Origin of the sequence: Bdellovibrio bacteriovorus str. Tiberius (assembly GCF_000317895.1) — a bacterium.
In the GTDB taxonomy this organism is placed as follows: domain Bacteria; phylum Bdellovibrionota; class Bdellovibrionia; order Bdellovibrionales; family Bdellovibrionaceae; genus Bdellovibrio; species Bdellovibrio bacteriovorus_F.
Map to the genome: position 1 here is coordinate 290,835 of NC_019567.1, position 21,796 is coordinate 312,630.

A 21,796-nucleotide genomic window follows, 5' to 3' on the forward strand; every position below is an offset into this window, starting at 1 on the left:
AAATGGCTCAACATAACGACAACAACCCGAATGTTCTTCATCCGCACATCACTCCACTGGCAACTTACTTCAAAGTTGCCATGGCGTTGTTCGGTCTGACTTTCCTGACAATCATCGCCCACCACTTCAGAGCAAATCTGGGTGCTTTGGCGGCGCCGGTGGCGTTCCTGATTGCTTTGGTGAAAGCGACTCTTGTGTGTCTTTGGTTCATGCACTTGAAAGATGACACCAAAATCAACCGTTTCGTATTTGCTTCCGGCTTCTTCTTCCTGGCGCTGCTTTTCGTGATTTGTGCTATGGATATCGCGACACGCGTACTAGAAGTCAGCCCACTATAAGATCATCGTGTTACGTTTATACGCAGATCTTACCAAGTTTGGCATAGTCGTTTTCTCAGTCCTTGCGGGACTGGCCGGCTATGCCACTGGTTTCCAGATTGAAAATCCCTTTGATTGGAAAATCTTCCTTGAAGCTCTGCTGGGGATTTACTTCCTCAGTTCCGGTTCGCTGGCCCTGAATCAGGTGCAGGACTGGAAGCTTGATCAAAAAATGCCCCGTACAGCCAAGCGTCCGATCCCTTCCGGTAAAATCAAACCGGCAGCGGCGGGCATTCTTTCTGTTGGTCTGTTGCTGGTGGGTTTGAACATTCTGTTCAAGCTGGAGCCAGTGGCCGGCTGGGTGGGTTTGTTCTGCGTCTTCCTTTACAACGGTCCTTACACTTTATGGTGGAAACGCCGTTGGGTGTTTGCAGCCGTTCCGGGTGCGATCCCGGGCGCTTTGCCAGTGACCATCGGTTACGCGGTGGCAAATCCGGATATTTTCAACTCTGAATCTTTGTATCTGTTCCTGATCATGTTCCTGTGGCAGATGCCGCACTTCTGGGTGCTGGCGATCCGTTACAAGGATGACTATGCGGCCGGAGGTATTCCAACCTTGCCGGTGGCTTTGGGGATGGAAAAAACCATGTTCCAGGTCGGTCTTTACACCTTCGTGTATGTGGGTGTGGCTTTGGCGGCGCCGATGTTCGTTCACGCCAGCTGGATGTTCGTACTTCTGACATTCCCGTTTGTGTTCAAGGTTCTGCAAGAATTCTATCGATACTATAAGTCCAATGGGACCGAACGTTGGTTGGCCTTCTTTATGTGGCTCAACGTTTCGATGCTGGTGTTCATCATCATTCCAGTCATCGACAAATGGAACTTCCTCTTTATTCATCATAATTAAGACGGGCTGTTGAAAACGGCCCAATCGACTGCGTTGTTCGGGGGACCTCCTTCGCTCCGACGTGCTTGGAGCACGCCTCCGCTTCGAAGGGACCCCTCCGCCTTGCGCTTGAACCGTTTTGAACAGCCTGGTTTTGCGGGGAGGAGGGAGGGCTGGCCTTCGGCGTCGCCCTTTTTTTGGGGCTTTGCCCCTTGCCCCCAAATGGGGGGATTTATTTTTTGAATTCGTCTGGGGTGTCGATTTGTTTGAAGGGGTGAGCCTTTTGGAAGGCTTCCAGCTTCAGGCAGTTGTTGTTGATCTTTACCAAGGTTGGGAATTTGGTGATGTCGGCTTTGTAGCGTTGAGATGTTAAAAGCTGCGGGATTAGGAAGACATCGGCCATGGTGATTTCATCACCGAAGCTGTAAGTTCCCGAGAATTCTTTCAGGGTTGTTTCAAGAACTTCAAGTCCCTGATAGATCCAGTGCTGGGCCCATTCGTCTTTCTGGTCCTGATCGTAGCCGTGTTTGCCGGTCAGATACTTCAGGGTTTTCAAATTGGCCATCGGGTGCATGAAGGAATTAATCACCTCGCACACTTGGCGGATGCGGGCACGCTTGTAAGCATCTTTCGGCATCAGTGGGGTTTGTGGGAAGACCTCATCCAGGTATTCGATGATGGCAAACGATTCCGGGATGATCTTGCCGTCGTGAACCAGGGTGGGAACGCCGCCCAGAGGATTGATGGCTTTGTATTCGGGGGTCAGTTGTTCGCTCTTCAGCAGATTGATGGGCTTGTATTCAAAGGCCAGACCCTTGTGGTGCAAAGCCAGGCGAACACGGTACGAAGTGGAACTTCGAAAATAGTTGTAAAGTACTATCGAGGACATATACTGACTCCTATTGAGCCTCACATTTCATTCTGCTTTTGATTTTCAGTCAAAGGACTTTTCGATGCCCAATCGCTTTATCTTTTCTCTGCGTTTTTCTTCTAAAGTGTTTTTGAAAATGGCAGTTTTGGCGTTTGCCATGATCGTTTTCATGACCTTGTTCCGACTGAATCTCTATTTCTTGTCAGTGTTTCATGCGACTCCGGATGCGGCGTTTGTTGAAATTGCCCAGTCCTTCCTGGCCGGCTTTCGTTTTGATCTTTTGATTTTTGGTTTTCTTTTTATCCCGCTTTATTTCCTGGTGATGATTCAGGCGGTTTTGCAGAAATGGCCGCGCGCCGGGTTTTTGTTCTATAAGGCATATTTCACGGTTGTCTGGTTCCTGATCTGTGCGCTGACGTTTGTGGACTTCTTCCATTTCGCAAAGTACGGAAAGCGCATGCGCTTTGCAGATTACAATTCCTGGAACATGCAAAGCTGGCTGGAACAGTTCCAGTCCTTGCCGCAGAACCAGTCCTGGATCTTCTGTATCATCACAGTTCTTTTGTTCAGCCTTGGATACATGCTGGTGAAAAGCCTTAAGTTCGGGGAGTGGAAAGACGAGTATTCCCCGCAGGCCGGGTCGAAGTTTGAAACCTTGTGGCGTGTGCTGCTTCCATTGGTGCTGATTGTTTTGGCCGCTCGTGGAACCGTTGAAGCACACCACCTGGCTTTGGAGCACAGCGAGGTGTCGCTGGATAAGGTTATAAACGAGATGGCACTAAATGCTGTGTGGTGTTTTGATAAGTAATTCAAATTATGGGACTATTTGAGGGCTTCAATGAAAGCCTTTAGGAGGATTAAAATGAAAAAGTTGGCTCTAACAGTGATGGCGGCTTTGGGTATGATGTCATCCGTTGCGATGGCAGATATTGATTATGGTTTGGAAGTGGGTATTCGTCAGCAGTCCGGTGAAGTGGATTCTGATCTGGCTTCTGTAAAATCCCAAATGGGTTTCCAGTTCGGGGCAACAGCTCATTTCCCGATTTCCGGTGCATGGCACATGCGCACAGGTCTGCTTTACACTCAAAGACCGGTGGTTGTAGAAACCGATGCAACAGGTGATGAAAACAAGATCAGCATGAACTATCTGGATGTTCCGGTGGCTCTTATGTACAAATTTGAAGAATACGCGGGCGTGTTTGCCGGTGTTTCTTTGGGTCTGAACCTGGACAGCGATGCTGAAGTCGGCAAAGTGAACGATGTTAAATCTCCACTGACTCCGATCATCTTCGGCGCAAGCTTCAAATTTGCCCCGCAATTGGGCGCGACTTTGTATTATGAAACTGCCAGCGGTGATGCAGCTGACGGTCTGAAAAACTACCGCGCAGTGGGCGCGAACTTGCAGATCACTTTTGACTAAGATTTTTTGAAATAGGATACGACGTGAAATTAGGTTCTCTTAAATCGTCTCAGGGTATGGATGGTGAATTGTGTGTGATCAGCCGCGATCTGAAGACTGCGGTGAAAGCCACAGCGATTGCATCTTCCCTGCGTGAGGCGATGGAAAAATGGTCCGAGAAAGAAGCTTCCCTGAAGAAACTTTCTGACGATCTGAATGCGGGCAAAGCGACCGGTGCTTTTGCCGTTAAAGAAGGTGATTTCCACTCCGCGCTTCCGCGCACGTGGTTATTTGCTGATGGTTCTGCTTTTATCTATCACATCAAGCTTGTGCGCATGGCGCGCAAAGCTCCGCTGCCAGAGACTTTGAGCACCGTTCCCCTGATGTATCAGGGCGAATGCGGCCAGTTTCTGGCGCCAACAGAAGACATCCCTCAGCGTGATTTCGCGCACGGGACGGATTTTGAGGGTGAAGTGGGTGTGGTGACTGATTTCGTGCCGATGGGTGTGACGCCTGATGAAGCTCTAAAGTACATCCGTTTGTATGTTCTGATCAACGACGTGTCTTTGCGCGGCCTGATCCCTGAAGAACTGGCCTCTGGTTTTGGCTTTTTCCAAAGCAAGCCGGCATCGGCTTTGGCGCCATTTGCAGTGACTGCAGATGAGCTGGGTGAAGCACTGAAAGACGGGCGCATTCATCTGCCGCTGAACGTGAAATACAATGGTGAATTCTTTGGTAAAGCCAATGCGGGCGCCATGCACTTCCACTTTGGTCAGTTGATTGCCCACGCGGCAAAAACCCGCAACCTGGCGGCTGGTTCTGTGATCGGCAGTGGAACTGTTTCCAATGAAGATCATGCCAATGGTTCAAGCTGTCTGGCGGAAAAACGCATGATTGAACAAATCGAGACAGGTGCGATCAAAACGCCATTTATGAAGTCCGGCGACACCGTTGAGATGGAAATGTTCAACGCTCAAGGTGAAAGCATCTTCGGACGAATCTTCCAGAAGGTGAAGGCCGTTTAAGCCTTCACCCGTTCTTTCGGGCCCTTGATTAAAGGGCCTGAATCACTCCACAAGCAATACGCGCACCAGAGTTTCCTGCCGGTTGGGATTTCAAATCATCCTTGTCCGCGTGAATAACCACGGCTTTACCGATGATGCTTTCCACACCTGGCTTCATGGTCATGCCTTTGATCACCAGAGTTGTGATGGCTTTGGACTTGTTGTCGGCAATCAGATTTCCCATGTCACCCACATGGCGTCCATGACCGTCGTGACCTGCGTGAGATCCCTTGGTCGGATTGAAGTGGCCACCGGCTGAAGAAAAGTCTGCAGCAGAGCAATCGCCTTTTTCATGGATATGGAATCCGTGAGGACCTGGTTTGATTCCTTCAACCATGGTTTCGATTTTCATTTCGCCATCACCTTCGGTGAAGTGAATGATGCCTTTCAGTTTGGAACCTTTGGTGGTTTTCAGAACGGCCTGGGCTTTTTGCGGAGCGGCTGTCGCCGTCGGGGTTGGAGTGGAATCAGCAGGGGCTGGAGCTTCCGCCTTCTTGGATTTATGCATACAAGAAGTCATCGCAACGGCCAACAAACTGACAAGCAACATTTTCTTCATAGGGATCCCCTTTCAGTATTGTGCTGAATATTGTCACTGATCCCCTTATTGATGTCATCAGCCATTCGCCAGATAAGCAATAATACCGACCACGATGAATGTGGTCAGATAGAAATAAATTACCACACGTCCTAAACGAATTTTCGGAGCCAAAATAGCTCTGGTTTCAAGAGTCGTCATAGTGACCTCCCTTTACTAACCACCATTTTCTCATGGTTTTGTGTGAGCTCACCAATAGATAAAAACTAATCACCTCATAGAGAAAATCTTACGTCTCTGCCTTGTGATTTTGAGATGAGAACGAATACGGAACTAAGTCCAGTTTTGAGAATGAAAGCCCTTTGAGAACGTCGGCATAGGGCATCAACCAGTGACCTGAATGAAAGCCACAGACAAGCTTAAGAGGCCAGAAGGAGTCATCTATGATCAGTTTGTTTTTCTCTCTTCTAACCACGGTGTCTTTTGCTCAGCAAAAAGTGCAGGTGCAAACCTTCACGCCACAGGGGTTTGTAAAATCTGTCGAGCAAGTGCGGGTTGAATTCAATCAACCGATGGTCAGATTTGGCGAGATCAAACTGGATTCACCAGTGCAGAGCTCTTGCTTTGACGTCAAAAAAGGACAAGGCCGCTGGATCGACACCAAGAACTGGGTGTTTGATTTCACCGAGCCAATGGCCGGCGGGCAATCTTGTGAAGTGAAAGTCCAAGGTCAGACTTTTAGTTTCAACACCGGCGGACCGCATATTAAGAACATCTTCCCGCAAACATACCGCAATGTGGATCCCGAGCAGAGCTTTGTGGTCTTTGTTGATTCTGCAGTAAAAACCGAATCCCTGGCTGCGGGTGTTTACTTTGTGATTGAAGGACTGGGGGATCGTGTTCCGGTACAAGTCATCACCGGTGGTGAAGCCACGAAGACTTATCAGGCGGCAGAAAGCGAATACAAGTACGAAAAAGAATTGTTCAAAGGGGACTATGTCGTTCTGAAGGCACAGCGCCCATTCCCCGCAGGGGCACGGGTCAGTCTGGTGTGGTCGAAAGCAGTGCAGTCACCTTCGGGGTATGCTTCGAAAGAAGATGAAGTTTATGAATTCAATGTGCGTGAGTCATTTAAACTGTCTTTCAACTGTGATCGTGAAGCTGCGAACCGCCCTTGTGTTCCCTTGATGGGGATGCGCCTGAATTCTTCGTCCGCATTTTCGGCGAAGCTGGCGCAAGAAATTTATATCCAGTCCGCCGACGGGAAGAAAATCAAAGCCACGAATCTGGATGCAGCCTCAGGGAGCAAAGACACTGTCAGTTATTTGGAATTCAAGGGGCCTTTTGCCGCCAATAGCCAGTACACCGTTGTGATTCCGGCAAAAATGAAGGACGAGGATGACCGTCTTTTGTCCAATCAATCTCAGTTCCCGTTGAAAGTAAAAACAGGGGACGACCCGTCGCTGCTTAAGTTTGCCTCCACCTTCGGGGTGATCGAATCCGGTCCTGGAGCCGCGATGGCTGTGACTTTGCGTCGCGTGGAAAAGTCTGTGGACACTCAGTTTGCAGGCTGGACGGGGCAATTGAAGGCCAATGACTTTAAGTCCGTCATCAAAGCGCTGGGCGAGGTGATGCGCAATTCTTACGGCGAAGAAGCCATGAAAAGCTGGCAGGGAAAAACCACGCAGAAGATCAAAGTCGATAAGCCAGCCAAAGCCACGGACCTTGAGGTCGTGGGAATTCCTTTGAAGGCTGCGGGTTTCTATGTGGTGGAAATGAAAAGCCCGCTCTTGGGGCAAAACCTTCTGGATCAGAAGAAACCTTTTTATGTGCGCTCGGCAGGGCTTGTGACGAATATGTCCGTGCATGTTAAGCACACTCGCAACGAAGCCTGGGTGTGGGTGACAGAGCTTAAAACCACTAAAGTGGTCGCGGGCGCTAAGGTGTCCATCTTTGATAACGCCGGAAATGTTATTTCCAGCGCGACCACGGATGCGCGGGGCTGGGCTTCATTTAAGTTCGCAAAACCTGTTGATGATTGGGCGACTGATCCGCAAAGCAGTTTCTATGGTGGCTTCTTTGCCATGGCGGAAAAAGGCGAGGACTTCAGTTTCACGCACACCAGTTGGGATAAGGGGATTGAATCCTGGCGCTTCCAGATTCGTTCAGGTGACACGGATTCCCCATGGCTGGGCCACGCGGTTTTGGACCGCACTTTGCTAAAGCCGGAAGAAAGGCTTTCAGCAAAGATCGTTCTGCGTAAGACCAGCCTTGCTGGCTTCTCTTTACCGGCAGGGAATGAATGGCCGACCCGTCTGACGGTGGCCCATGATTCGGGCCTTCAGACTTTCAAATTGCCCCTGACCTGGAACAAACAAACCGGGGTGGCTCTTTTAACCTGGCCGGTGCCGGCGGGTGCGAAGCTGGGTCGTTGGACCCTGACCTTGGAAAAAGACACACCAGCCATGAGCATTGCAATCGGCGACGTGGCAGTTGAAAACTTCCGTGTGCCTTTAATGCAGGTAAGACTGGATGGAACAAAACCTGTTTATGTGCAGGAAAAGAACATTCCCGTGCAGGTGTCAGGGACTTATTTTGCCGGTGGCCCTACCGGGGAATTTCCAGTGAAGATGCGCTGGAACGTTGAGCCCGGATATTTCTCGCCACAAAACGAAGACTTCCAGGAATATGCTTTCGCCAACGGTGCTGTCAGTGAAGGTCTGTTCCGCCAAGGGGAAGAAGAGATTCAGCGTCACGTCCCACAAAGTGGCACGCGTGATTTCAAGCTGAACAAACAAGGCGTGGCCCAGGAATCCATCTCGGGAATTAAGTATGCAGCAGCTCCGCAGAATCTGCGCACTGAAATTGAATACAAAGACCCGAATGGCGAAATTCAATCCCTGAGCCGCACATTCCCCCTGTGGTCTTCATCTTTGGTTCTGGGGATGAAATCCCGCGGCTGGTCCGCAACCCCGGATAAGGTCGAATTTGACGTGGTCGCCCTGGATCTGCAGCAGCGCCCGCTGAAAAATCAGAATGTTCAGGTCGATCTGTATACCAGTCGTTATTACACTCATCGTAAGCGTTTGGTGGGTGGCTTCTATGCCTATGAAGATTTCCGTGAATACAAAAAGGTGGGCGAGCTTTGTCGCGGGGTTACGGATGCAAGCGGACAGTTCCTGTGCAAGGGAAAAACCAAGGTCTCCGGGTCCGTGATTGCCGTGGTGTCGGGAAAAGATACCCAAGGCCGCGCAAGCTACAGCAATGTCACTCAATGGATTATTCGTCCCGGTGAAAATCAGTGGTTTGGATCTGAAGACAATGACCGTGCCGATCTGATTCCATTTAAGAAAACCTATGAACCGGGCGAAACAGCCGAGTTCCAGCTGCGCACGCCATTCCCGCAAGCCAAAGTTCTGGTGACCGTCGAGCGTGATGGCATTTTGCATTCAGAAGTTATCGACGTCAGCGGTGACAGTCCGGTGATTCGTGTTCCGATCAAAAAGGAGTACGCTCCGAATGTGGTGGTGTCGGCCTTTGCGATCCGGGGACGACTGGCTGATCCAAAACCAACCGCTTTGGTGGACTTGGCCAAGCCCGCTTACAAACTGGGTCTTGCGCAGATCAAAGTGGGCTGGAAAGAAAACACTTTGAAAGTCGCGGTGGCTACGGACAAAAAGACTTACAGTGCACGTCAGAAATCCCAAGTCACAATCAGCGTGAAGGACAGTCAGGGGCGCCCGGCATCCAAAGCAGAAGTGGCTTTGGTGGCGGTGGATGAAGGACTGCTGGCTTTGCGTGACAATGATTCCTGGGATCTGCTGTCGTCGATGATGCGTTTGCGCCCGCACACGGTGCAGACCGCGACCTCGCAAACCCAAGTGGTGGGTCGTCGTCACTTTGGTTTAAAAGCCGTTCCTGTCGGCGGTGACGGTGCCGGGGGGCTTCGCCGCGAGCTGTTTGATACTTTGCTGTACTGGAACCCGAGCGTGCAACTGAACGCCAAAGGGGAGGCGAAAGTGGATATCAAACTGAATGATTCCACCACCAGCTTCCGCATTGTGGCGGTGGCCCTGCAGGGACAGGATCAGTTCGGCACGGGCTGGACATCCATTCAGTCGTCTCAGGATGTCATGATCATGCCGGGGCTGTCTTCGGTGGTTCGTGACAGCGATGAATTTCAGGCAGGCTTCACGGTCAGAAACGCCTCGGACAAAGTTCAGGATCTGAATTTGAATCTGGCCGTCACGCCAAATGCGGGGACGCATCCGGCGCAGGCGCTGCGTTTGGCGGCGGGTGAAGCCAAAGAGATCTTCTGGAAAATAAAAGTTCCGGCCGGGGCTTCCCAACTGGAGTACATCTTAAGTGCACGCACGGCTGACGGTCGCGCAGTGGATGAGATCAAAAAGACCCAGCAGATTCTTCCGGTGCGAGTGGCAAGAATTTATCAAAGCGAATTTGGCAACTGGCCTGATTTCAAGAAGCTTTCTTTGCAACAGCCTGGCGGGGCGGATCCTGCCAAAAGCTCGATCGTTGTTGAGTTGAACAGTTCATTGGGTGGTTCCACGGAGGGCATTCGCGAATTCTGGAAGAACTATGTGTATTCATGTCTTGAACAGCAGGTTTCAAGAACCGTGTCCTTGAATGACAAGAAGGCCTGGCAGAAGCTTGAAGAAAAGCTTGATACCTATTTGGATGGCAACGGGCTGCTGCGCTACTTCCCCGGTAATGCCGTTTCCGGAAGTGTCAATCTGACGGCTTATGTATTGAATATCGCGCATGAAGCAGGCTTCACTTTCGGCGATGAACATGAAAACCGCATGCTGGATGCGATGAATGCTTATGCAGAAGGCCGCTTGCGGGAAAGCCATGAAGCCGACCGCGCCGACAGTGTTCTTAAAAAGATCACAGTTATGGAAACTCTGTCCCGCTATCGCCGTTTGAATGTCGCCACCATCCCGGCGGTGGAGTATTCACCGAATCAGTGGCCGATGTACACATTGATTGAATGGTATCAGATTCACCTGTGGGAAAAAGATGTCCCGGGGCGCGAACAAACTTTGAAGGACATTGAATCCATTTTGCGCAACAGGTTTTATTTCTCGGCCAAACGTTTGCAGTTTAAAGACGAGCGTTTGGAATCCATGCCATGGCTGATGCGTGATTCAGAAAGCTCGGTCTTGCGTTTGATTCTGACCATGATGAAGCTTCCACAGTGGCAGTCTGACATTCCTCGCCTTTATCAGGGGGCTTGGTCTCTTCAACAGGAAGGGGCTTGGGCCCTGACCTCGGACAACGCCTGGGGCGCGATCGTGATGAGACGCCTGCAAGAACACTATGGCAAAGAAAAAGTCGAAGGCACCTTCGTGGCCGAGCTTGCCGGCGCGTCCGAAAAGTACGCTTGGTCCAAGGGAAGTTCTGGTTCCTTGAGTCTTCCTTGGCGCCAGGACAAAGCCGAGCTGAAAATGGATCAGCAGGGTGCGGGTCGTCCGTGGATCACGGTTTCAGTCAAAGCCGCTGTCCCGGTGAGCAAAGCGGTCTTCGCCGGGTTTAACGTCGAAAAAATCATCACAGCAGTTGAACAGAAAGAAAAAGGCCGCTGGAGTGTGGGTGATATCGCCAAGGTGCAGTTGAAGGTCAAAGCCAAGGCACCTCAGACATGGGTGGTGGTGGAAGATCCTATTCCAACCGGCGCCAGTGTGATTCAGGCTTCTTATGCCACTTCGGTTGAAAGAAAGGCTGAACTGATTCGTTTCTACCATTCCTGGTTCCCGCAAGAAGAACAGGTGATGGAATACACCCTGCGCATCAACCAGTCAGGAACCTATGTGCTGCCAGCTCCACGAGTGGAAGCCATGTACAGCCCCGATCTGTTTGCTGAATTGCCAGAATCCGTATGGAGCGTGCAATGAGAAAGAAACTGATCTGGGCACTTGCAGGGACCGGGTTGCTGGGTGGCGTGGCCGGTGTAGCCCTGTTTGCCAGCACGGTGCCGTCACTGCCAGTCTATGAGTCGGTGAAAAAGTCCTATGTCAGTTCTGATCTTTTTCTGGTGGACCGTCATGGCAAACCTTTGCATCAGTGGCGCCAGGATCTGAAAGAGCGCACATTGCTGTGGGCGGATCATAAGGATATTGCTCCGGCCATGACCACGGCATTATTAAAATCCGAGGATAAAAACTTCTTCCGTCACTGGGGTGTGGATCCGGTGGCGATGGCGGCTTCGGTGTACCAGCGCAGTGTGAAGGATTCTCCGCGCGGGGCCAGCACCATCACCATGCAGCTTGTGAAGCTGCTTCATCCCGATAAAAGAACCTGGCGGGGGCTGTCCGGAAAAATGCGCCAGTCTTTGGCGGCCCTCAAGCTTGAAAGCCAATGGAGCAAAGAACAAATTCTGGAAAGCTATCTGAATCTGGTCAGCTTCCGCGGTGAACTGCGCGGGGTGAACGCGGCGTCGTGGATGATGTTTGGAAAAAGTGCGGCGGATCTTTCCCGTGTGGATGCGACACTCTTGTCTGTCCTGATTCGTTCACCAAACTCTGAAACAGCCCAGTGGGAAAAGCGCGCCTGCTGGCAGGAACCGGATCTTTGTGCGACTTTCAAAGACAGCATCAGCCGCATCCAGCCGCAGAAAATGATTTCACAGAATCAGCAGGCTTTGCACCTGGCGCAGCGGTTTTCCAAAGATGGCCGACGTGGGCAGATTCAGACAACCCTGGATCGTGATCTGCAAAGCTATATCCAGGAACAGATCACCTCCCAGATTCGCAGACTGCAGGCGCAGAATGTAAATGATGCCGCGGTGATTGTGATTGAAAACCGCACCGGTGAAGTCTTTGCCTATGTCGGGGGATCCGGGGATCTGTCCAGTGCCCCTTATGTCGACGGGGTGCAATCCTTAAGGCAGGCGGGCTCAACTCTAAAACCATTTTTGTATGCCACGGCATTTGAAAAGAAACTTTTGAAAGCCGAATCCTGGCTTGAAGATTCCGCTGTGGATATCGTCTTTGACCGCGGGGTTTACAAACCCCAGAACCACGACCGCCAGTTCTATGGCTGGGTGATGGTGAAGACGGCTTTGGGATCTTCGCTGAATGTCCCCGCGGTGAAAGCATTTAAGCTTTTGAATGACGAATCTTTCTGGGGAAAATTAAAGGCACTTAATTTCAGAGATCTTGAAGAACCCGAACACTATGGCCCCGCCTTGGCGCTGGGGGTGGCGGACGTGACCTTGGAAGATCTGGCGCAAGGTTATCGAACCTTGGCACAGGATGGATTCTTGTCGTCGTTAAAATTTGAACCTTATCAGGAAATTGCCGAAGCCACGGAAGTGTTTGAAGCTTCCAGTGCGCGCGAAGTGAAAGAAATTCTGGCAGACAATCAGAACCGCGCTTTGGGGTTTGGTCTGGATTCGGCATTGGCCTTGCCCGGAGCGGCAGTGAAAACCGGAACCAGCAAAGACATGCGCGACAACTGGTGTGTGGGCATGAATGACCGTTTCACCGTCGGTGTGTGGGTTGGAAACTTCAGCGGGGAACCCATGTGGAATGTGATGGGCGTCAGTGGCGCCGCCCCGATCTGGAAACGCACCATGATCTGGTTGCAGGATCACTATCCTTCAGAAGCCAGAATGGCTGAAGCCGTTCCCGTCAAAGAGTCCATGCCTGAAGCTTATCCGGGGGCGCGCATTTTGTATCCTCAAGACGGTATGGTGCTGGCGCTGGACCCGGCGATCCCCGCGGGAAATCAGAAGATGCCGCTGCTGGTGGAAAATTCTTTAAAGAAAGATCTTTACTGGAAAATCAACGAGGATAAAAAAATAAAGGCGACCGATTCTTATCTGTGGTCGCCTTCACTGGGCCGTCACCACTTTGTGCTTTATGAAGGAGACAGCAAAGTGGCCGAGGTTTCTGTTCTGGTGAAATAACTAGATGTCATAATGGAACAAAACCGGAACCTGCATGTCCGGGTGAACGCTTTGTTTCACCGGGCAGGTCATGGCGATTTGTTCCAGTTTTTTTCTGTAGTCGTGCGGGATGCTTTGAGGCATGTGCAAGACGACGTTCAGCTTCACGATACGGCGCGGGTTCACACCCATTTCTTTTTCCACTTCAAAGCGGGCGCCTTTAAGTTCCACACCGTCTTTGTCAGCGGCAATCGCCATCACCGTCATCATGCAACTGCCCATGGCGGCACCCACAAGATCCGTCGGAGAAAATGACTCACCTTTGCCGTTGTTGTCTTTAGGGGCGTCAGTTTCCAGCGCGGCACCGGACGGGCCGTGTTTGATTTCACTGTGTTTGTGACCTTGATAGACTCCGGACATTTTAACCATGGGGCAACTCCTGTGAAGTTAACATGGCCTCAAATCGGGAGCCGGTCAAATCTTAGGACGACATTTCCTCGATAATCTTGCGCAGTCTCATCTCAGAGGATTTAGACATATCCGCATAGATTTTGCGAAGGTGAGAGGATCTCACAGCATCGTTTTTGGAGGACTTCATTTCCCGGCCGAACTTCAAAGCTGCACAGACGCTTTCAATCACGACTTTACGCTTTGAATCCTTGGTGATGAAGTCAAAGGCACCCAAAGAAAGAGCTTCCAGGGCGCGGGAATGATCACCGTGAGCAGTCAGCACCACAAACGGAGTCATCTGACCCAGTGAGCGCACGTAAGCCAAAAACTTAAGACCGTTCATGTGGGGCATTTCAATATCAGACAAGATGGTGTCGAATTCCTGGGCTTTGACGAATTGAAGGGCGGCAGAGCCGTCTTCGGCTTCCACGATTTCATCCACAAATTCTTTTAAGAAATGCTTCAACAGCTCTCGGATATCGGAATCGTCCTCGACGATGAGCAATCGGCTTTTCTCTTCTTGTGGCGCAGCCATCCTTGGTTCTCCTACAGAGAGTATTTGTTAATGACTCCCAACAGGGTGTCCTTCTTAAACGGCTTGGCGATGTGATCGTTGCAGCCGGCCCGTAAGGATTTTTGCCGATCTTCCGCCAAAGCATGCGCTGTTAAGGCGATGATAGGAACCGGAGGCTTGTGACTTTCCTTTTCCCATTCACGGATACGATCAGTGGCCGCGTAGCCATCCATTTCGGGCATTTGCACGTCCATAAAGACGATGTCAAACTCACCTGACTTTATCTGATCTATGGCTTGAAGTCCATTCTCTGCTTCAATTATTTCAAACGGTTCGTTCTTAAGATAATGCGTGAACAGTGTGCGATTGTCCTCGGTGTCATCAGCAATCAGGATCTTCACCTTGTGATTCGGGTCACGCGGCTTCGGGACAAAATCCAGTTCAGGGGTGCGCATTGGCACCGGCATATGGTTCACCGGGTTGTAAATCTGTTCGCGATACGGAATCGTGAAGAAGAAGGTCGTTCCAGAGCTTGGACGGCTCTTAAACCAGATCTGACCACCCATCAGCTCCACCAGGCTCTTGGAGATCGCAAGACCCAGCCCCGTGCCGCCATACTTTCGGGTGACGGAGTTGTCGGCTTGAGAAAACTTCTGGAAGATCATGTGCTGGCGATCATCGGGAATACCAATGCCCGTATCGGTAACACTGATAAGCAGGGTGTCTTTTTTGGACGGATTTTTACCAATGACCAGACGCACCTGGCCCTTGTGGGTGAATTTGATCGAATTCCCGATCAGATTGATCAGCACCTGACGAAGTTTCGTCGGATCGCCCATCAGGTGAGGCGAAACTCCCGGAGCAATTTCGCAAATGCAGTTCAGACCCTTTTCAAGGGCGCGGGGTTTCATCATATCCTCAACGTCAGCAATCAGCTTGGTCATCTCAAACGGAATGTTTTCGATAGAGACTTCACCGGCTTCGATTTTGGAAAGATCCAGAATATCATTAATCAAAGACATCAGAACTTCACCGGCTTTGCAGAAGATCGTCACATAGTACTTTTGATCGGCATCAAGCCGTGTCTCTTTCAAAAGTTCCGCCATCCCCATAATTGCGTTCATTGGTGTGCGGATTTCGTGACTCATCTGAGCCAGGAATTCAGACTTGGCCTGAGAAGCCTTCAGCGCTTCGTTCTTGGTGGTGATCAGGGATTGTTCGACCCGGCGAAGCTCGGTGATGTCCTGAGTGGTCACGTACATGAACAGGGCATTGCCATAATCATCGTATTCGGTACGGCCCTGACAGCGCACCCAGATCAGGTCATTGGAGTCCTGCTTTTTCATGCGCAGGTCCACATGGAAAGGGGCGATGTTCTTGTGCGCCTCAGCCAGTGCCTTATCAAAGACCGGCAGATCCTCGGACAAAATCAAAGACCGGAACAAATCATAGCTGGGAACCACGTTGTCCGGAGTTAAACCCAGCAGGTGGAATTCCTCTTCTGACCACAGGCATTTGCCGGTGCGGATGTCCCAGCGGAATGAACCGGTTCGGGAAAGGGACTGGGATTCTTTCAGCAGGTCTTCCTTCAGCTTCAGTTCTTTTTCAATTTCCTTTTTCCAGCGCATGTCGGTGCCCATCATGGCCAGCAGGACCTTGTCTTTGCTTTCCGTGTTCACTCGTGCCCAGGAAACTTCCAGCGGCACGCGTTCACCGGTGATTTTCTTTAAAGAAGCCTCGGCCGTGTGGGTGGATTTGTTGGCATCGCGCTCCCGCAATGAGTTTTCAATCACGGAATAGTCGGTTTCAAGCCACAGGCTTAAATCGCTGCTTTTCAGGGTGTGGGCCGGGGCGCCAGTCAAAGACTGTGCGGTGGGATTGAATCCACGCACGCGGAAGTTCTTGCGCAGACTGTCTTCAACGTCCTCCACTTCGACAATGAAAAAAACCTCGTTCAAAGAATAGACTACGTTTTCCAGGAAGTCGCGGGCGGCCTTGGTTTTGCGGAAGTCTTCGCGAACCTCGTCGAACTTTTGGTAAAGCTCTTTGTATTCTTCCTCTTCCGGTGTGGGCATGACTTCGCTGAAGTTGTGGGACTTCAGTTTGTCCATGCCGTCAGCCAGAACCTGGGAAGGGAAGAACATGCGGCGATAAACCAACCAGGCTCCGGCCAGGGCTAAACTCCACAGCAGGAAGCCGCCGATAAAGAACCATGGCAGCTTGTAAGAAAGTGGCGCCAGGCTTTCATTCAGATCCATTTTGCTGATGATGATCCAGTCCGTGTTGTCGGCAACATTCACGCGGCCCGCGGACTGCAGGCTGCGGGTGCCCATATAGTCTTCGCTGGAATCAAAGGCCACGCCTCGTTCCATATAGCGGCGAACTTGATTGGGCGGAAGAATCAAAGACAACGAAGCCGAGCGGGATCGTTCGATGCTTTCCAGAGCGGCCCGAGAATCCTCTTGCTGACGCACCTTTTGAAGGAATTGATCAGGACTTTCCAAATACAAGCGCGGGTTGTTGCGCACAAAACCGTCCGTGCCGAAAGCGACGATTTCGCCGGTCATGCCCAGTCCCAGCTCTTTCCATTTGCGGTTGTGGCTTAAGATCTGATCAATGCGTTCCAAAGAAAGCTGAAACACCAGAGTCCCGACAAAATTGGTCTGATCAAAAAGGGGCATCGTCAGGAACGCAGCAGGCGTGTGCCAGAAATGACTGATCGGGGTGAAATCAAAATACTTGCTGGCGCCCTTGGGCGCGTTCAGGGACCAGCGATAAGCTTGCGCCAGACGGGAATTTGAAAGCGGGCCGGAAATTAGATTGTCCCCCAGTGCCAGGGACTTGGCTGCTGAATAAGCCACGGTGCCGTTGGGCTCAATCAGCAGAACGTCGCTCAGTTGGGATCGTTCCAGGACATCAAAAAGTTTGGAATGAAGACCTTCATAGCTGCGGAAATAGTTCAGGTCTGAAAACCCGTTGACCGATGCCAGCTGAGGCAGGGGGCGGCTTTGGGTGCGAGCACTTTGTTGAAACTGATATTGTAAAAACAGGGGCAGGGCCGTGAACTGTTCCAGAATTCGGGGATAGTCAGAAATCTGAGAGGGATTGCGTTCTTCCATCTCTTTGCGCCAGGCCGTGGGCTTTCCGTTAGCGCGAAGCCAGTTCTGCATCTGCTGGTATTCTTGGGGATAACGGCGCAGGAACTGCAGGATCGGAGTATATTCCGAAGTCAGCACCAGGGCATTCTTCAGATAGGCAAATTCTTTTTGAATTTCGTCTGATTTGAAGTCGCGAATCTGCACCAGGCGTTCGCGGGTGCTTTGTTCCAGCGAAGAACTGCCCATCTTGTAACCGACTGTTCCGGCAATGAGCAAAGTGCCCAGTACCAGAACTGAGGTAAAAAGAAACAAGCGGTTCTTGTGGTTCATAGGCTCCTACATCGGGACGTAATGGATCTCGATATTCAGAAAGTGAATGCGCATTTTCTTCACAAGGTCAGGCAATGGAGCTGCATCGTTTTTCTTTGCGGCAACTTCCATTTGAGCTGCAAGGTCGCTGAGTTCGGCAAAGCCGTAGCCAGCAGCGGCACCTTTAATTTTGTGAGCCATTTGCGCGATGGACTGGAGATCATTTTTCTCCACGAGGGCGCTAAGGGACTCAATGTCCTTCTTCCGATTCTCAATAAACTGAGGAATCAGATCTTGTAGATCAGCATCGATTTCAACCTTCACCTTAGACATTTCCATGCCCTCCTTATCCTCGAAAACAGCTCATGTTTACAATCCATATTAGTTTATGACAGTGTTTATTGCATACATTTAATACCAAGAGTAAATTCGATGAGAAATCTGTTAGGAGAAGCACCTTGTTGAAGTTTTTTCTTGTCGTCCTTTTCCCGTTTCTTTTGATTACATGCACGTCACAAAAGGAATTGGGAAGCCGCGAAAAGCCAATTCAGTTTGCACTGGTTCCGGGCCAGGATTCCGCCGTGCTTATGGAGAATGGAAAGCTGCTGGAAAAGTGGATTCTGGAAAAATCCGGACTGCACGTGCGCATGCAGGTGCCGGTCAGTTACGTGGCGGTCGTGGAGGCCATCGGTTCGCAACGAGTGGATGTGGCGATCTTAAACACTTTTGGTTATGTGCTGGCTCACGACAAGTACGGTGCGCAGGCAAAATTGATTGGAGTGAACCGTGGTATTTCGGAATACTGGGGTCAGATCATCACCGCCGATCCGAAAATCAAATCTTTGAATGATCTGCAGGGCAAGAAGTTTGCGTATGTCGATCCCGCTTCAACTTCAGGCTACGTTCTGCCGGCGAAGCTTTTTAAAGATCACAACATCAAATTGGGTGACACGGTTTTTGCCGGCAAACACGACAGCGTGGTGACGATGGTTTATCAGGGCCGGGTGGATGCTGGGGCGACTTATCACACTCCTTCTGAAGACGGTGTTCTTCAGGATGCGCGCCGACTGGTGAAAGCGCAGTTCCCGGATGTTTATGAAAAAGTGCGTATTATTCAGAAGACCGACTCCATTCCCAGTGATCCAGTGGTCTTTCGCAAAGACTTTCCGGTCGAAATCGGGGCCCGTTTGATCGCGGCGCTGAAAAGCTTCTCGTCCACTCCGGATGGGGCCAAGGCGCTGAAAAACCTCTATCATCTGGAGGGATTCAAGGATAGCTCGGACAAAGACTATGAACAGGCCCGGAAAATCCTGCTGGAGATCAGTCAGCAAGTTCAAGAACCTGCAAAGTAATCAGTGACTTACGGTCTTTTCGCACTCGACCTTGAAAAAAGAGGCCGAGTGGGGTTTAATGACCTAATGAGCCGCGCAACATTCGCAAATCTTATTCTAAGATTCTGTTGCAGCAGAGAAATTCTGCTGAAGGCCTAGTTTTACCTTTTTAGTTCCCCGTACTTTTTCGAAATTCAAATCAACTTAAAACAAACGCTCTTATTCCTTTAGGAGGAGTTATGAACAACAACAACAGCACTGAGCCTCGTATTTTAGTCACTGATCAGGATTTCCATCGTCTGTCTGCATTGGTTTCCCAGGTGGAAGGCCCTTTTGCCGAAGCATTGGAAGAAGAACTGAGCCGCGCCAACGTGATCGCCCAAAAAGAAATCCCTAAAACCGTGGTGACGATGAATTCCCGCGTGCAATTTCTGGATGAAGTTTCCGGTCAGGAAAGTGAAATGACTTTGGTATATCCGCAGGATGCCAAACTGGAAGAAGGCCGTCTGTCGATTCTGGCGCCGGTGGGTATTGCACTTTTGGGCTTGAGTGTGGGGCAGGAGATCAACTGGAAGCTTCCAAATGGACAAAGCAAAAAACTGAAAGTACAGGCGGTGACTTACCAGCCGGAAGCTTCAGGAAATTTTGATCTTTAATCTTTAAGCTCTCGGCACACGAGAGCTTTCTTTTCTTCGTTCTTGGTATAGGTGGCTTTGAATTCACGGCCACCTTGCGAATAGGAAAGCTGCGCATCGACGCGAACGTCTTTCGAATTCCACATTTGCACATAAGTTTGGTTGTCCAAAAGCGGAATCTGATAAACGCGGGCGGGGGTGCTTTCCACCACCACCAGGTTTTGCAGCAGATCGATTTTGCCCATCTGCATGTTTTCTGCAGGATCAAAATACTTCTTCATGCGAATGGAGGAAAAGTTTCCGTACTCGCCGTCGAAGCGGCAGTTGTAGACGGAGCTTTCGTCAGCTTTCGCGGTGACAGCACTTGTGATGATTAAACCCAGAAGCCAGATTCTCATATAAATCTTATCGTGTTTCAGGCCTTCGGGCTTAACGCCCGGCAACTGGCCTATGGCCCAGTTTCAAAGTCTTGACGGCGGAATATCTGCGGCGCATTTTGAATGAATCCCAGAAGGAGTCACTGATGCGTGTAATTGAAATCACCCAACCCGGCGGACCTGAAGTTTTACAAGTGCGCGAGCGTTCAAAGCCTGAACCCTCCGCCACCGAGGTGTTGATTGAAATTCACGCAAGCGGCGTAAATCGCCCGGACTGCGCGCAAAGGCAGGGAAGCTATCCTCCGCCCGCGGGGGCTTCGGATATTCCGGGGCTTGAAGTTGCGGGTAAAATCATCGCAGTCGGAGCGGATGTCACTCGCTGGAAAACGGGCGACATGGTGTGTGCGTTGGTGACCGGGGGCGGTTACGCGGAATACGTGGCGGCTCCGGAAGGACAGTGTTTGCCGATTCCGGAAGGCATGAGTCTGATTGAGGCCGCCGCTTTGCCGGAAACCTTCTTCACTGTCTGGACGAACCTGTTTGAAAGCGGTCGCCTGCAAAAAGGCGAAAGCGTTCTGATTCACGGAGGCGCCGGCGGCATCGGCACCACGGCCATTCAAATGGCGTCCTCCATGGGGGTAAGGGTCTTTACCACTGTGGGAAAAAAAGAATCCGTGCAGATCTGTCAGGAGCTGGGGGCCGAGCGTGTAATCCTTTATAAGGAAGAGGATTTTGTCAGCGTGGTGAAATCACTTACGGCGGACAAGGGTGTGGATGTGATTCTGGATATGGTGGGTGGTGATTACTTCACTCGAAACATTGAAGCGTTGGCTGTGCAGGGGCGTCTGGTTCAGATCGCAACCATGCAAGGGGCGAAGGTGGAACTTGATTTGCGCAAGGTGATGTTTAAGCGTCTGACTTTGACGGGTTCAACCCTGCGCGCACGTCCAGTGGCGGAAAAGTCCCGCATTGCCGCGGCGTTGTCGCAGAATATCTGGCCGCTGTTGAATAAAAATCAAATGCGCCCTGTGATTTATAAAGTCTTGAAACTGGAACAGGCCGCTGAGGCCCACGCGATGATGGAAGCCAGTCAGCACACCGGAAAGATTGTGCTGACGGCCCGTTAGACAAGACTATTCCAAGTGCTCTCTTTGACGGGAGCTCTTGTCACATTTGCCGGTGAAGGCATGATTCACAGCGCGCTGTTTCGGCGCGTTTTCAAAGAAGCGGCGCAGACCCGGCACATTCACTTCAATCATTTGTTTCATCTGATTCTGGGACGGGGAATGAGTCGTGCCCATTTCAAAGAGCAAAGACCACACGCCGTGTTTCCAGTAAGCATAGTCTTCAAAGGCACCGTCGGCGGCGTAAAGAAGTTCTTTGGAGTTTCCGACTTCATAACCGCTTTCCACCACCGCATCTTTTGAAAGACCGATGAAGGTGCTGTCGTATTCAGTTTTGGTGTCACGGGTAGAAAAGCCCCAGGGATACAGAACGGCCGGCCAGTGGGTGTGCAAGGTGGCAGAACTTACGATCTTGGCGTCTTCCAGGAATTCCGCCAAAGCTTTGGTGGCCTTGGAACGGTGAGAAGTTCCGCTCACACACGGCCCCGGGTAATCGCGGTTTGGATCGACAGACCCCGCGGAAGTACGCTCATAGCGGTTGCGCGAATTGTATCCGGAGATATTCAGTACCGGAATCACGTACACGGTGTGACCTGGAATTGGATTTCTGGCAAAAGCTTCTGCAGCACCCAGGGCTACGGCGGTGGAGCCGTATTCATTGCCGTGGTGAGTGGCAACAATCAGATCAGCAATTTCACCGTTTCCGATTTTAAGACCCGAGATCATCTGGCCGGAATCAGACGGACCGATATCGATCCATTGAGCGTTGGTGGGATTTTCCTGAACAATGCGGCGAAGAGTGTCAGTCACACTCGCGTAATTGCTTGCAGGAGCGGCTTTCGTCATCAGAAATAAAGACAGAGTCATTTCTAGCATGAATTCAGGCTGGGCGCGTTCCTGTCTTAAGTCAAAAGTCCCCCAACCAATCTGGATCAAGGTCCAAAAGGTACCTGCTTACTTTTTCCGAAGCGCTGTGC

19 protein-coding genes are annotated in these 21,796 nt (G+C 50.9%); 10 read left to right on the forward strand and 9 right to left on the reverse strand.

What is annotated here, in order from left to right; genetic code table 11:
* Positions 1-2 precede the first annotated feature (2 nt).
* Together BDT_RS01450 and BDT_RS01455 are read left to right on the forward strand one after the other, a co-directional pair.
* The gene (locus BDT_RS01450) at positions 3-338 is read left to right on the forward strand and encodes a cytochrome C oxidase subunit IV family protein (RefSeq protein ID WP_015089479.1); all 336 of its coding nucleotides are present in this window, start codon (positions 3-5) and stop codon (positions 336-338) included.
* Positions 339-345: 7 nt separating this feature from the next.
* Positions 346-1,224: a protoheme IX farnesyltransferase gene (locus BDT_RS01455; RefSeq protein WP_015089480.1), complete on the forward strand. Its 879-nt coding sequence runs from the start codon at positions 346-348 to the stop codon at positions 1,222-1,224.
* A 211-nt stretch (positions 1,225-1,435) separates the two neighbouring features.
* Here BDT_RS01455 and maiA read toward each other — a convergent pair whose 3' ends face one another.
* Positions 1,436-2,092 carry a maleylacetoacetate isomerase gene (gene maiA, locus BDT_RS01460; RefSeq protein WP_015089481.1) on the reverse strand — a complete coding sequence of 219 codons (657 nt, stop codon included), beginning with the start codon at positions 2,090-2,092 and terminating at the stop codon, positions 1,436-1,438.
* A gap of 118 nt (positions 2,093-2,210) precedes the next feature.
* Between maiA and BDT_RS01465 the strand changes: the two genes are divergently transcribed.
* The 3 genes from BDT_RS01465 to BDT_RS01475 are packed head-to-tail and all read left to right on the forward strand — an operon-like array spanning position 2,211 to position 4,498.
* Positions 2,211-2,882 carry a hypothetical protein gene (locus BDT_RS01465; protein WP_235046330.1) on the forward strand — a complete coding sequence of 224 codons (672 nt, stop codon included), beginning with the start codon at positions 2,211-2,213 and terminating at the stop codon, positions 2,880-2,882.
* Between the two features lie 54 nt (positions 2,883-2,936).
* Complete coding sequence (locus tag BDT_RS01470; protein WP_235046222.1) at positions 2,937-3,494, forward strand: porin family protein; 558 nt, start codon at positions 2,937-2,939, stop codon at positions 3,492-3,494.
* Between the two features lie 23 nt (positions 3,495-3,517).
* A complete protein-coding gene (locus BDT_RS01475) occupies positions 3,518-4,498 on the forward strand; it encodes a fumarylacetoacetate hydrolase family protein (protein WP_041576822.1) in 981 nt (326 codons plus the stop codon).
* 28 nt (positions 4,499-4,526) lie between these two features.
* On the opposite strand, the gene BDT_RS01480 is transcribed toward BDT_RS01475, so the two are convergent.
* Positions 4,527-5,096 carry a superoxide dismutase family protein gene (locus BDT_RS01480; RefSeq protein WP_015089485.1) on the reverse strand — a complete coding sequence of 190 codons (570 nt, stop codon included), beginning with the start codon at positions 5,094-5,096 and terminating at the stop codon, positions 4,527-4,529.
* 57 nt (positions 5,097-5,153) lie between these two features.
* On the reverse strand, positions 5,154-5,276 hold the full coding sequence (locus tag BDT_RS19440; protein WP_015089486.1) for a hypothetical protein: 123 nt from the start codon (positions 5,274-5,276) through the stop codon (positions 5,154-5,156).
* Between the two features lie 242 nt (positions 5,277-5,518).
* On the opposite strand from BDT_RS19440, the gene BDT_RS01485 reads away from it, so the two are divergent.
* On the forward strand, positions 5,519-10,987 hold the full coding sequence (locus tag BDT_RS01485; protein ID WP_015089487.1) for an alpha-2-macroglobulin family protein: 5,469 nt from the start codon (positions 5,519-5,521) through the stop codon (positions 10,985-10,987).
* The gene (gene pbpC / locus BDT_RS01490) at positions 10,984-13,002 is read left to right on the forward strand and encodes a penicillin-binding protein 1C (protein ID WP_148278661.1); all 2,019 of its coding nucleotides are present in this window, start codon (positions 10,984-10,986) and stop codon (positions 13,000-13,002) included. Before BDT_RS01485 ends, pbpC begins: the two co-directional genes overlap by 4 nt.
* Here pbpC and BDT_RS01495 read toward each other — a convergent pair whose 3' ends face one another.
* The 4 genes from BDT_RS01495 to BDT_RS01510 are packed head-to-tail and all read right to left on the reverse strand — an operon-like array spanning position 13,003 to position 17,685.
* A complete protein-coding gene (locus tag BDT_RS01495; RefSeq protein WP_015089489.1) occupies positions 13,003-13,410 on the reverse strand; it encodes an OsmC family protein in 408 nt (135 codons plus the stop codon).
* A gap of 52 nt (positions 13,411-13,462) precedes the next feature.
* The gene (locus tag BDT_RS01500) at positions 13,463-13,966 is read right to left on the reverse strand and encodes a response regulator (RefSeq protein ID WP_011162897.1); all 504 of its coding nucleotides are present in this window, start codon (positions 13,964-13,966) and stop codon (positions 13,463-13,465) included.
* 11 nt (positions 13,967-13,977) lie between these two features.
* Positions 13,978-17,373, reverse strand: a complete 3,396-nt coding sequence (locus tag BDT_RS01505; protein WP_015089490.1) for a hybrid sensor histidine kinase/response regulator — start codon at positions 17,371-17,373, stop codon at positions 13,978-13,980.
* 6 nt (positions 17,374-17,379) lie between these two features.
* Positions 17,380-17,685, reverse strand: a complete 306-nt coding sequence (locus BDT_RS01510) for an Hpt domain-containing protein (protein ID WP_235046223.1) — start codon at positions 17,683-17,685, stop codon at positions 17,380-17,382.
* Positions 17,686-17,810: 125 nt separating this feature from the next.
* Between BDT_RS01510 and BDT_RS01515 the strand changes: the two genes are divergently transcribed.
* Both BDT_RS01515 and rnk read left to right on the forward strand, forming a co-directional pair.
* On the forward strand, positions 17,811-18,704 hold the full coding sequence (locus BDT_RS01515) for a phosphate/phosphite/phosphonate ABC transporter substrate-binding protein (protein WP_041576825.1): 894 nt from the start codon (positions 17,811-17,813) through the stop codon (positions 18,702-18,704).
* Between the two features lie 218 nt (positions 18,705-18,922).
* Entirely contained in the window at positions 18,923-19,339 is a 417-nt protein-coding gene (gene rnk / locus BDT_RS01520) for a nucleoside diphosphate kinase regulator (RefSeq protein ID WP_015089493.1), read from the forward strand.
* On the opposite strand, the gene BDT_RS01525 is transcribed toward rnk, so the two are convergent.
* On the reverse strand, positions 19,336-19,716 hold the full coding sequence (locus BDT_RS01525) for a hypothetical protein (protein WP_051026345.1): 381 nt from the start codon (positions 19,714-19,716) through the stop codon (positions 19,336-19,338). The genes rnk and BDT_RS01525 overlap by 4 nt on opposite strands.
* Before the next feature lie 125 nt (positions 19,717-19,841).
* Between BDT_RS01525 and BDT_RS01530 the strand changes: the two genes are divergently transcribed.
* On the forward strand, positions 19,842-20,822 hold the full coding sequence (locus tag BDT_RS01530) for an NAD(P)H-quinone oxidoreductase (protein WP_041576827.1): 981 nt from the start codon (positions 19,842-19,844) through the stop codon (positions 20,820-20,822).
* A gap of 6 nt (positions 20,823-20,828) precedes the next feature.
* Here BDT_RS01530 and BDT_RS01535 read toward each other — a convergent pair whose 3' ends face one another.
* Positions 20,829-21,755, reverse strand: a complete 927-nt coding sequence (locus BDT_RS01535; protein WP_015089496.1) for a M14 family metallopeptidase — start codon at positions 21,753-21,755, stop codon at positions 20,829-20,831.
* Positions 21,756-21,796: the final 41 nt, after the last annotated feature.

Coding starts and splice junctions, on each gene's coding strand:
- BDT_RS01450 (WP_015089479.1), top strand. CDS start 3: ATGGCTCAACATAACGACAACAACCCGAATGTTCTTCATCCGCACATC.
- BDT_RS01500 (WP_011162897.1), bottom strand. CDS start 13,966: ATGGCTGCGCCACAAGAAGAGAAAAGCCGATTGCTCATCGTCGAGGAC.
- BDT_RS19440 (WP_015089486.1), bottom strand. CDS start 5,276: ATGACGACTCTTGAAACCAGAGCTATTTTGGCTCCGAAAATTCGTTTA.
- BDT_RS01525 (WP_051026345.1), bottom strand. CDS start 19,716: ATGAGAATCTGGCTTCTGGGTTTAATCATCACAAGTGCTGTCACCGCG.
- BDT_RS01505 (WP_015089490.1), bottom strand. CDS start 17,373: ATGAACCACAAGAACCGCTTGTTTCTTTTTACCTCAGTTCTGGTACTG.
- maiA (WP_015089481.1), bottom strand. CDS start 2,092: ATGTCCTCGATAGTACTTTACAACTATTTTCGAAGTTCCACTTCGTAC.
- BDT_RS01465 (WP_235046330.1), top strand. CDS start 2,211: ATGGCAGTTTTGGCGTTTGCCATGATCGTTTTCATGACCTTGTTCCGA.
- pbpC (WP_148278661.1), top strand. CDS start 10,984: ATGAGAAAGAAACTGATCTGGGCACTTGCAGGGACCGGGTTGCTGGGT.
- BDT_RS01485 (WP_015089487.1), top strand. CDS start 5,519: ATGATCAGTTTGTTTTTCTCTCTTCTAACCACGGTGTCTTTTGCTCAG.
- BDT_RS01530 (WP_041576827.1), top strand. CDS start 19,842: ATGCGTGTAATTGAAATCACCCAACCCGGCGGACCTGAAGTTTTACAA.
- BDT_RS01510 (WP_235046223.1), bottom strand. CDS start 17,685: ATGTCTAAGGTGAAGGTTGAAATCGATGCTGATCTACAAGATCTGATT.
- BDT_RS01495 (WP_015089489.1), bottom strand. CDS start 13,410: ATGGTTAAAATGTCCGGAGTCTATCAAGGTCACAAACACAGTGAAATC.
- rnk (WP_015089493.1), top strand. CDS start 18,923: ATGAACAACAACAACAGCACTGAGCCTCGTATTTTAGTCACTGATCAG.
- BDT_RS01480 (WP_015089485.1), bottom strand. CDS start 5,096: ATGAAGAAAATGTTGCTTGTCAGTTTGTTGGCCGTTGCGATGACTTCT.
- BDT_RS01470 (WP_235046222.1), top strand. CDS start 2,937: ATGAAAAAGTTGGCTCTAACAGTGATGGCGGCTTTGGGTATGATGTCA.